The following is an 8361-nucleotide window of genomic DNA, read 5'->3' on the forward strand; positions in this document are numbered from 1 at the left end:
TCAAGGAACGGACGCTTCCTTTGTACTCACCCGAGAGACTCTCTCAGGCTTTCCTCCGGGCGCTTCCCTTCGGTCTTGCGTTTCCGACTCTACCAGATCTTTCCGATCCGATTTCCTCGGTGCCTTTCCGGTTCCCGCTTTCGCGTTTCCCTTTCCGGCGGTTCCGACTTTATCAGAAGTTCTGAGCCGGTCTGACCGGCCGTTCATTTCCGATTCATCGGGAGAGTGCTTCGCTGAATTCAATGATCCAGGAGGAAGCAAATAGATACTACCGGCTGCCTTCTGGGGTGAACCCATCTCCAGGCAACTGTTCGAATCTACCTCCCCGCTCGCTCCGTGTCAACGGCTCTTGCGGGAACGAAGAGGACACTAGCAGCTCACCGGGGGCGGACGCACATCAGGCGGCGGTCGGCACGGTGGCGCTGCGCTCGGTCGCTTCGACGTCGCCCGTGTCGCCGGCGCGGACGGCCCGTCCGCCCAGGACATAGACGTAGGCGAGGAAGGCCAGCTCGGCGACGACTCCGATGGTGATGCGGGCCCACGTGGGCAGGCCGGACGGGGTGACGAAGCCTTCGATGGCACCGGAGATGAACAGGACCAGGGCGAGGCCGATCGCCATGCCGATGGCGGCTCGGCCCTCCTCGGCGAGGGCGACACGCCGGGTGCGCGGGCCGGGGTCGATGAGGGTCCAGCCGAGACGCAGGCCGGTACCCGCGGCCACGAAGACCGCGGTCAGTTCGAGCAGGCCGTGGGGCAGGACGAGGCCGAGGAAGGTGTCGAGGCGGCCGGCGGACGACATCAGGCCGAAGCCGACGCCCAGGTTGAGCATGTTCTGGAACAGGATCCAGATGACCGGCAGCCCCAGGAAGACGCCCAGGATGAGACAGAGCGCGGCGGCCCAGGCGTTGTTCGTCCAGACCTGTGCGGCGAAGGAGGCCGCGGGGTGGCTCGAGTAGTACGTCTCGTACTGGCCGCCGGGGCGGGTGAGCTCCCGCAGTTCGCTGGGTGCCGCGATGGTGGACTGGACTTCCGGATGGGTGCCGATCCACCAGCCCAGGAGCGCCGCGACGGCCGTCGACAGGAGTGCGGTGGGAACCCACCAGTGGCGTGCCCGGTAGACGGCCGCCGGGAACTGTTGGGTCAGGAAGCGGGTGACGTCGCGCCAGGAGGCTCGGCGGGTTCCTGTCACGGCACTGCGCGCGCGTGCCACCAGTTGGCTGAGTCGTCCGGTCAGCTGGGGGTCGGGGGCGCTGGACTGGATCAGGGAGAGATGCGTGGCCGTGCGCTGGTAGAGGGTGACGAGTTCGTCGGTCTCGGCGCCGGTCAGTCGGCGCTGGCGCCGGAGCAGGTCGTCGAGGCGGTCCCACTCCGCGCGGTGGGCGGAGACGAAGACGTCGAGGTCCATCGGTGTGCCTGCTCCTCGGCTATCGTCGGCGGCTCGTCGTGGATCAGCTTGTCGTACTGCGGCGCGGTGTGTCCTCAGCTTGGCAGACTGGCGGGGACGGGGGCAGTCAGGGGAAGGGCGGCAGGCGTGAGTGAGCTGGTGACGGGCGAGGCGGTGGCGTTGGAGCTGCGCCCCGCGAGGCTGCCCAGCAGGGCGCTGGCCGTCCTGCTCGATCTGGCGGTGGCCGTGGCCGTGTATGTGGCGGTGACCGTCGCGCTGGTGGCTTCCACGGCCTCCCTGGACATGGCGGCGCAGACCGCGCTGTCGATCGCGGCCTTCGTCCTCGTGCTGGTGGGCGGTCCCATCGCGGTGGAGACGCTCAGCCATGGTCGGTCGCTCGGGAAGATGGCGTGCGGTCTGCGGGTGGTGCGGGACGACGGGGGGCCGATCCGGTTCCGGCACTCACTGGTGCGGGGCTTGATCGGGGTGATCGAGATCCTCATGACGTTCGGCGTCGTCGCCTGTATCGCCTCGCTCGTGTCGGCGCGGGGGCGGCGGCTCGGGGACGTGTTCGCGGGAACTCTGGTCGTGCGGGAACGGGTTCCGGTCTCGCCGGCGGGCTTCGTGCCGCCACCCCCGCCGTGGCTGGCGGGGCGGTTCTCGGGGCTCGATCTGTCCGCGGTCCCCGATGATCTGTGGCTTGCCGTCCGTCAGTACCTGACGCGGATGGGACAGCTCGATCCCCGGGTCGGCTGGGCCATGGCCGAACGGCTCGCCGCCGATGTGGCGGCTCGTACGGGTGCTCCGGCGCCGCAGGAGGTTCCGCCGGCCGCGTATCTGGCGGCGGTGCTGCAGGAGCGGCAGGCTCGGGAGGCCCGGAGGGCGTTCGGGGGACCGTACGCGGCTGGGGGGCCTGCGGTGGAAGCGCCGCCCGTGACTCCGCCTGTGCCGGCTTTCCCTGCGACACCGCCTGTGCAGCCACCGGTCCGAACGCCGGAGGTGCGACCCGTGGTGCCGCCGGCCGCGCCTGCGCGGGAAGCCCGGCCCGAGGCGTCGCGGGAGACGCCGCCGGACGGCCGCACCGGCACCGGTTTCGTACCGCCGGCGTAGACCGGACGGGCTGCGCCGGCGGTCCCGGCGCTTGCGCCCGATGCCGCTCACGGGAACACGGACGGCGGTGACTCCAGGTCCTCCAGCTCGATGCCGGGGGCCGCGAGCACGACGTCCCCGGCGATGTGCACGGCGTGCTGCTCGCCCGTGTCCAGGGCTGTGACCTGGTACTCCTCCACGGTGAGCGGGCCGTTGTCAGTGGCGTGTGCTTCTCTTTTGAGCAAGGCCCAGGACTGGTCCACGGTGCGCGGGGCGAGGACCGGGTCCGTGAGGGCGACGAGGCGTACGCGGGTGGCCGATCCGGAGGGGGTGAGGCGCAGGAGACGGGTGGTGGCGACGAGGAAGGCCGGGGACGTGCCGGTGAAGGCGTGGGCGCGCGCATTGCCTTCGGTGGCGTGGACTCCGGTGGGGTCGGTGCGGACCCAGGTGACGCCGTCGACGGCCGCACCTCGCACCTGCCAGCTCGCGGCATGGATTTCGAGGCGGATGGGGCGGCCGAGTTCGTCGAGAGCGAGGTCGACGGAGCCGTGGTGGTCTCCGGCGGGCGTGGTCAGCCGGGAGACGTAGCGCCAGCCGGAGGGGCCGGGGGCGCACTGGAAGTGTTCTTCTGCGAGGGGAGTGTGGTCGTGCGGATCGTGGAGCGAATAACGGCCGCGGGGCATGGTGGTCCTGGGTGGTGACGGGCTGCTGGTCCGGCCGCTGAGGCGCCAACGGGGCAGGCCCCCGGCACGGGGGTGCGGGGGCCTGTCTCGGAGGAGCCGGCAGTCGGCCGAGGGGCGCGTCTGTGCATGGACGCTCCCCCGCCGGCTGCGACGCGGGCTTGCTCAGTAGCGGTAGTGGTCCGCCTTGTACGGGCCCTCGACCTTGACGCCGATGTAGTCGGCCTGCTCCTGGCGGAGCGTGGTCAGCTTGACGCCGAGGGAGTCGAGGTGGAGACGGGCGACCTTCTCGTCCAGGTGCTTGGGCAGCACGTAGACGTCGGTCGGGTACTCGTCGGGCTTGGTGAACAGCTCGATCTGGGCCAGGGTCTGGTCCGCGAAGGAGTTGGACATCACGAACGACGGGTGCCCGGTGGCGTTGCCCAGGTTCAGCAGGCGGCCCTCGGACAGGACGATGAGGACCTTGCCGTCGGGGTAGGTCCAGGTGTGGACCTGCGGCTTGACCTCGTCCTTGACGATGCCGGGGGTCCTGGCGAGGCCGGCCATGTCGATCTCGTTGTCGAAGTGGCCGATGTTGCCGACGATGGCCTGGTGCTTCATCTTGGCCATGTCCGAGGCCATGATGATGTCCTTGTTGCCGGTCGTGGTGACGAAGATGTCGGCCTTGTCGACGACCTCGTCCAGCGTGGTGACCTGGTAGCCGTCCATCGCCGCCTGGAGGGCGCAGATCGGGTCGATCTCGGTGATGATCACTCGGGCGCCCTGGCCGCGCAGGGACTCCGCGCAGCCCTTGCCCACGTCGCCGTAACCGCACACGACGGCGGTCTTGCCGCCGATGAGGACGTCCGTGGCGCGGTTGATGCCGTCGATCAGGGAGTGGCGGCAGCCGTACTTGTTGTCGAACTTCGACTTGGTGACCGCGTCGTTGACGTTGATCGCCGGGAACAGGAGGGTGCCGTCGCGGTGCATCTCGTACAGGCGGTGGACGCCGGTCGTCGTCTCCTCGGTCACGCCGCGGATCTCGGACGCCAGCTGGGTCCACTTCTGCGGGCTCTCGCTCACCGTGCGGGTGAGGAGTTCGAGGATGACGCGGTGCTCGTCCGACTCGGCCGTGTCGACCGAAGGGACCTTGCCGTCCTTCTCGTACTCGACGCCCTTGTGGACGAGGAGGGTGGCGTCACCGCCGTCGTCCAGGATCATGTTCGGGCCGCCGGTGGGGGTGTTCGGCCAGGTCAGCGCCTGCTCCGTGCACCACCAGTACTCCTCGAGGGTCTCGCCCTTCCAGGCGAAGACGGGGATGCCCTGCGGGTTGTCGGGCGTGCCGTTCGGGCCGACGGCGATGGCGGCGGCCGCGTGGTCCTGGGTGGAGAAGATGTTGCAGGAGGCCCAGCGGACCTCGGCGCCCAGGGCGACCAGGGTCTCGATGAGTACGGCGGTCTGCACGGTCATGTGCAGGGAGCCGGTGACGCGGGCGCCGGCGAGGGGCTGCGCCTCGGCGTACTCCTTGCGGATCGCCATGAGGCCGGGCATCTCGTGCTCGGCGAGGGTGATCTCCTTGCGGCCGAAGGCGGCCAGGGAGAGGTCGGCGACCTTGAAGTCCTGTCGGTTGTCGACAGTCGTCATTGCGAGCTGCTCCTCGGGTTGGGTCGAGGGTGGGTACGGCTGACACCTGCGCGGCGGCGGACACAGGGGTGCCCCGAAGAGGACACAGGCATGCCCGCGTGCGCGCAGCGCAGTCCGTCGGAGGCCCTCTCTCCCTCGGCCGGTCCGTACTGGACCGCCCGACCGCCATCAGCAGCGACGTCTGGCTCCGTCCCAAGCTACACCGGTGGCGCCCGCCGTCCCCAGTCCGCCTCCGAACACTTCCGGACGTTCACGGAGCGTTACGGGATGGGCCGGGGGCGGAAGCCGACGGGGCCCGCCGAGTGGTTCGGCGGGCCCCGTGGGTGTGACGGGCGCGGGTGTCAGTGGGCGGCGGGCGGCGTGCTCGGGCCGCCGGGGGTCGCCTCGCGGTCGGGGCCCTTGGTCGCCTCGGACTCGCTGTAGATGTCCGGTTCCAGGTAGATGACGCGGGCGATCGGGACGGCCTCGCGGATACGGGCCTCAGCGGCGTCGATGGCGGAGGCGACCTCGGTGGCCGTGCCGTCGTGGCGGACGGCGATCTTGGCGGCGACGAGGAGCTCCTCCGGGCCGAGGTGGAGCGTGCGCATGTGGATGACGCCGGTGACCGTGTCACCGGCGACGATCGCGGCCTCGATCTGCTGGACCGCCTCGGTGCCCGCGGCCTCGCCGAGCAGCAGGGACTTGGTCTCGACGGCCAGGACCAGCGCGATCACGATGAGCAGTACGCCGATGCACAGGGTGCCGATGCCGTCCCAGACGCCGTCACCGGTGAGCAGGGCCATGCCGACGCCGCCGAGGGCGAGGATGAGGCCGACCAGGGCACCGAGGTCCTCCAGGAGGACGACCGGCAGCTCGGGGGCCTTGGCGTGGCGGACGAACTCCTTCCAGGACTTCTTCCCGCGCAGGACGTTGGACTCCTTGATGGCGGTCCGGAAGGAGAAGGTCTCGGCGATGATGGCGAAGACCAGGACGCCCACCGGCCAGTACCAGTGCTCGATCTCGTGCGGGTGCTTGATCTTCTCGTAGCCCTCGTAGAGCGCGAACATGCCGCCGACCGAGAAGAGCACGATGGAGACGAGGAAGGCGTAGATGTAGCGCTCGCGGCCGTAGCCGAACGGGTGTTGGGGGGTGGCCGCACGCTGGGCGCGCTTGCCGCCGAGGAGCAGCAGTCCCTGGTTGCCGGAGTCGGCGAGGGAGTGCACGGACTCCGCGAGCATCGAGGACGATCCGCTGAAGAGGAACGCCACGAATTTCGCTACCGCGATCGAGAGGTTGGCGACCAGTGCCGCCACGATCGCCTTGGTTCCGCCTGACGCGCTCATGTGTCGCGTTGTCCCTTCGCCTGCATCTGCTTCGTCTGCGTCCGTACGCCGGTGAGGGCTCGGCCGGTCGCCGGCTCTGCCCCTCCTTCGCGGTGCGCCATTGTTGCAGCCCTCGCCGACTTCGGCGTGCCGCGCTCCCGTCGTGTTCGCGTCAGACGGGTTCAGGCCACGTCAGAGACGCACGGTGGCCCGGAAGACCGTGCCGCTCCCGGAGACTTCGGCCGTTTCGTCCGCCGGGACGAAGACTGACCGCCCGGGGGCCAGTTCGTGCTGGCCCGCCCGTACGGTGCCGGCCGTGCAGAGCAGGATCTGCGGGGTGGGCAGGGTGAGGTCGTGGACGCCGGAGCCCTCGGGGAGGACGTACCGGGACAGGCGGAACTCGTCGATCGGGGTGTCGTAGACCTCTTCGCCGTCGGGGGACGCCTCCGGGCGGAGGATGCCGGGGTCGCCGGCCTCGAAGCGGACGATGCGCAGGAGTTCGGGGACGTCGACGTGCTTGGGGGTCAGCCCGCAGCGCAGGACGTTGTCGGAGTTGGCCATGATCTCGACGCCGAGGCCGTCGAGGTAGGCGTGCGGGATGCCGGCGCCGAGGAACAGGGCCTCGCCCGGCTGGAGCCGGACGTGGTTGAGGAGCATGGCGGCGAGGACGCCGGGGTCGCCCGGGTAGTGGTGGGCGATGTCGGCGTAGGGCGCGTAGGCGCCGCCGAGGCGGTCGCAGGCGGCCGCGGTCTCGGTGACCGTGCGGGACATCTCCTCGGGGTCGGCGGTGAGGATCGCGGTGAGGACCTCGCGCAGGGCGGCGTCCTCGGGGTGCGCGCGCAGCAGGTCGACGTAGGGCTTGAGGGAGGCGACGCCGAGGCCGTCGAGGAGGTCGGCCGTCCCGGCGGGGGCGCGGAAGCCGCACAGGCCGTCGAACTCGGTGAGGGCGCAGATCAGTTCGGGCTTGTGGTTGGCGTCCTTGTAGTTGCGGTACGGGGCGTCCAGGGGGACGCTCCGGCGCTCCTCGTCCTCGTAGCCCCGCCTGGCCTGGGTGAGGTCGGGATGGACCTGGAGGGAGAGCGGGGCGCCGGCGGCGAGGAGTTTGAGGAGGAAGGGCAGCCGGGGGCCGAACTTGGCCGCGGAGGCCGCGCCGAGTTCCTTCTCGGGGTCGGCGTCGACGACTTCGGCGAGGGTGCCCCGGCCGGTGCGGGAGGGTGCGCCGGGGTGGGCGCCCATCCACATCTCCGCCTGCGGTTCACCGGTCGGCTCGGTCCCGAGCAGCGCCGGGATCGCGGTGGTGGAACCCCAGGCGTAGGGGCGGACGGTGTTGTCGAGGCGGTCCATGGGCTCTCTCTGCCGGGTGCGTGCGCGGTGCGTTTCCTGGTACGTGGCGCCGGTGTGTGGCGCCGGTACGTACGAGATGGTGCGTACGAGATGGTGCGTACGAGATCAGGCGCCCGAGGCGAGCGCCAGGTAAACGGCGGCGAAATCCGTGATGGCGATCAGTTCCGCGAGGGTCTCCAGTTCGCCGCCCGCTTCGGGCTCCAGCTCGCTGATCGGCGTGTCGTGGCCGAGGGCCAGGTCACGGGCGCCCGGGGCGGCGGTGAGGCCGCCGCTGGGGCGGTCGCGGAGGAGCACCACGCGCGCGTGCAGGGCGGGTGCCTCCTCGACGCGGTCACGGAAGAAGTCGTCGGGGTCGGCTCCGGCGGCGAGTCGACCGGCGAGCAGGGCGCTGTGCGCGGCGAGCGCCTCGGGCAGTTCCGCGACGACGGCCGGGGTGCCGGACAGTTCGGCGAGCGCGGCGGCGAAGCGGCGGCCCGCCGGGCCGGCCGAGGTGCCCTCGGTCCAGACGACCGGCAGGGAGTCGGCCAGCTCGGAAGCCAGGGTCTTGGCCGGGTTGCTGTAGGTCACGATGGCCGGCCCGCAGCGTTCGGCGATGCGGTCGAGGCGGTCGGCGACCTTCTCGATGGCCTCGGGCGGCGCGTCGAGCAGGGCGGTGCGGTCGAGCAGCGCGAGGAGCGGGGTGAGCAGCGCCCACAGGACGCCGGGGGCAGCACCGGCGAGGGGTTCCTCGTGGTCGTAGGGGGCGGTCGCCATCGGGATGAACAGGCCGTGGGAGGCGTTCACCGACTCGCTGAGCGGGGAACGGTCGGGCGCCACGGCGACGACTGTGCAGCCCCGGCGGTAGGCCTGTTCGGCGAGCAGGGCGAGGCCCGGTTCGGTGCCGTCGGGGGTGGCGATCAGCAGGAGGTCCACGGAGCCGGCCCAGCCGGGCAGTTCCCAG

Annotated in this window: 7 protein-coding genes; 1 reads left to right on the forward strand and 6 read right to left on the reverse strand. The window is 70.8% G+C overall.

The window, feature by feature from the left end; translation table 11 throughout:
• Nucleotides 1-397: 397 nt before the first annotated feature.
• Complete coding sequence (locus EBH09_RS14265) at nt 398-1405, reverse strand: stage II sporulation protein M (protein ID WP_121747400.1); 1008 nt, start codon at nt 1403-1405, stop codon at nt 398-400.
• A gap of 126 nt (nt 1406-1531) precedes the next feature.
• Here EBH09_RS14265 and EBH09_RS14270 point away from each other — a divergent pair, with 126 nt between their 5' ends.
• Nucleotides 1532-2494 (forward strand): RDD family protein, encoded by a 963-nt coding sequence (locus tag EBH09_RS14270; RefSeq protein WP_121747401.1) that lies wholly within the window; start codon nt 1532-1534, stop codon nt 2492-2494.
• Between the two features lie 47 nt (nt 2495-2541).
• On the opposite strand, the gene EBH09_RS14275 is transcribed toward EBH09_RS14270, so the two are convergent.
• From EBH09_RS14275 to EBH09_RS14295, 5 genes are all read right to left on the reverse strand, one after another.
• On the reverse strand, nt 2542-3156 hold the full coding sequence (locus EBH09_RS14275; RefSeq protein ID WP_121747402.1) for a hypothetical protein: 615 nt from the start codon (nt 3154-3156) through the stop codon (nt 2542-2544).
• Between the two features lie 162 nt (nt 3157-3318).
• On the reverse strand, nt 3319-4776 hold the full coding sequence (gene ahcY, locus EBH09_RS14280) for an adenosylhomocysteinase (RefSeq protein ID WP_121747403.1): 1458 nt from the start codon (nt 4774-4776) through the stop codon (nt 3319-3321).
• Between the two features lie 341 nt (nt 4777-5117).
• Complete coding sequence (locus tag EBH09_RS14285; RefSeq protein ID WP_121747404.1) at nt 5118-6098, reverse strand: cation diffusion facilitator family transporter; 981 nt, start codon at nt 6096-6098, stop codon at nt 5118-5120.
• A gap of 171 nt (nt 6099-6269) precedes the next feature.
• Nucleotides 6270-7421, reverse strand: coding sequence for a mannose-6-phosphate isomerase, class I (manA, locus tag EBH09_RS14290; RefSeq protein WP_121747405.1), 1152 nt, complete (start codon nt 7419-7421; stop codon nt 6270-6272).
• A 105-nt stretch (nt 7422-7526) separates the two neighbouring features.
• A partial coding sequence (locus EBH09_RS14295) for an SIS domain-containing protein (protein ID WP_121747406.1) occupies nt 7527-8361 on the reverse strand: 835 nt, incomplete at its 5' end.

The sequence above is a fragment of the Streptomyces sp. E2N166 genome (genome assembly GCF_003671715.1).
Taxonomy (GTDB): domain Bacteria; phylum Actinomycetota; class Actinomycetes; order Streptomycetales; family Streptomycetaceae; genus Streptomyces; species Streptomyces thinghirensis.

Bases quoted from the DNA above. Each gene is read 5' to 3' on its own strand.
- manA (WP_121747405.1), bottom strand. From the start codon at position 7,421: ATGGACCGCCTCGACAACACCGTCCGCCCCTACGCCTGGGGTTCCACC.
- EBH09_RS14265 (WP_121747400.1), bottom strand. From the start codon at position 1,405: ATGGACCTCGACGTCTTCGTCTCCGCCCACCGCGCGGAGTGGGACCGC.
- EBH09_RS14275 (WP_121747402.1), bottom strand. From the start codon at position 3,156: ATGCCCCGCGGCCGTTATTCGCTCCACGATCCGCACGACCACACTCCC.
- EBH09_RS14285 (WP_121747404.1), bottom strand. From the start codon at position 6,098: ATGAGCGCGTCAGGCGGAACCAAGGCGATCGTGGCGGCACTGGTCGCC.
- ahcY (WP_121747403.1), bottom strand. From the start codon at position 4,776: ATGACGACTGTCGACAACCGACAGGACTTCAAGGTCGCCGACCTCTCC.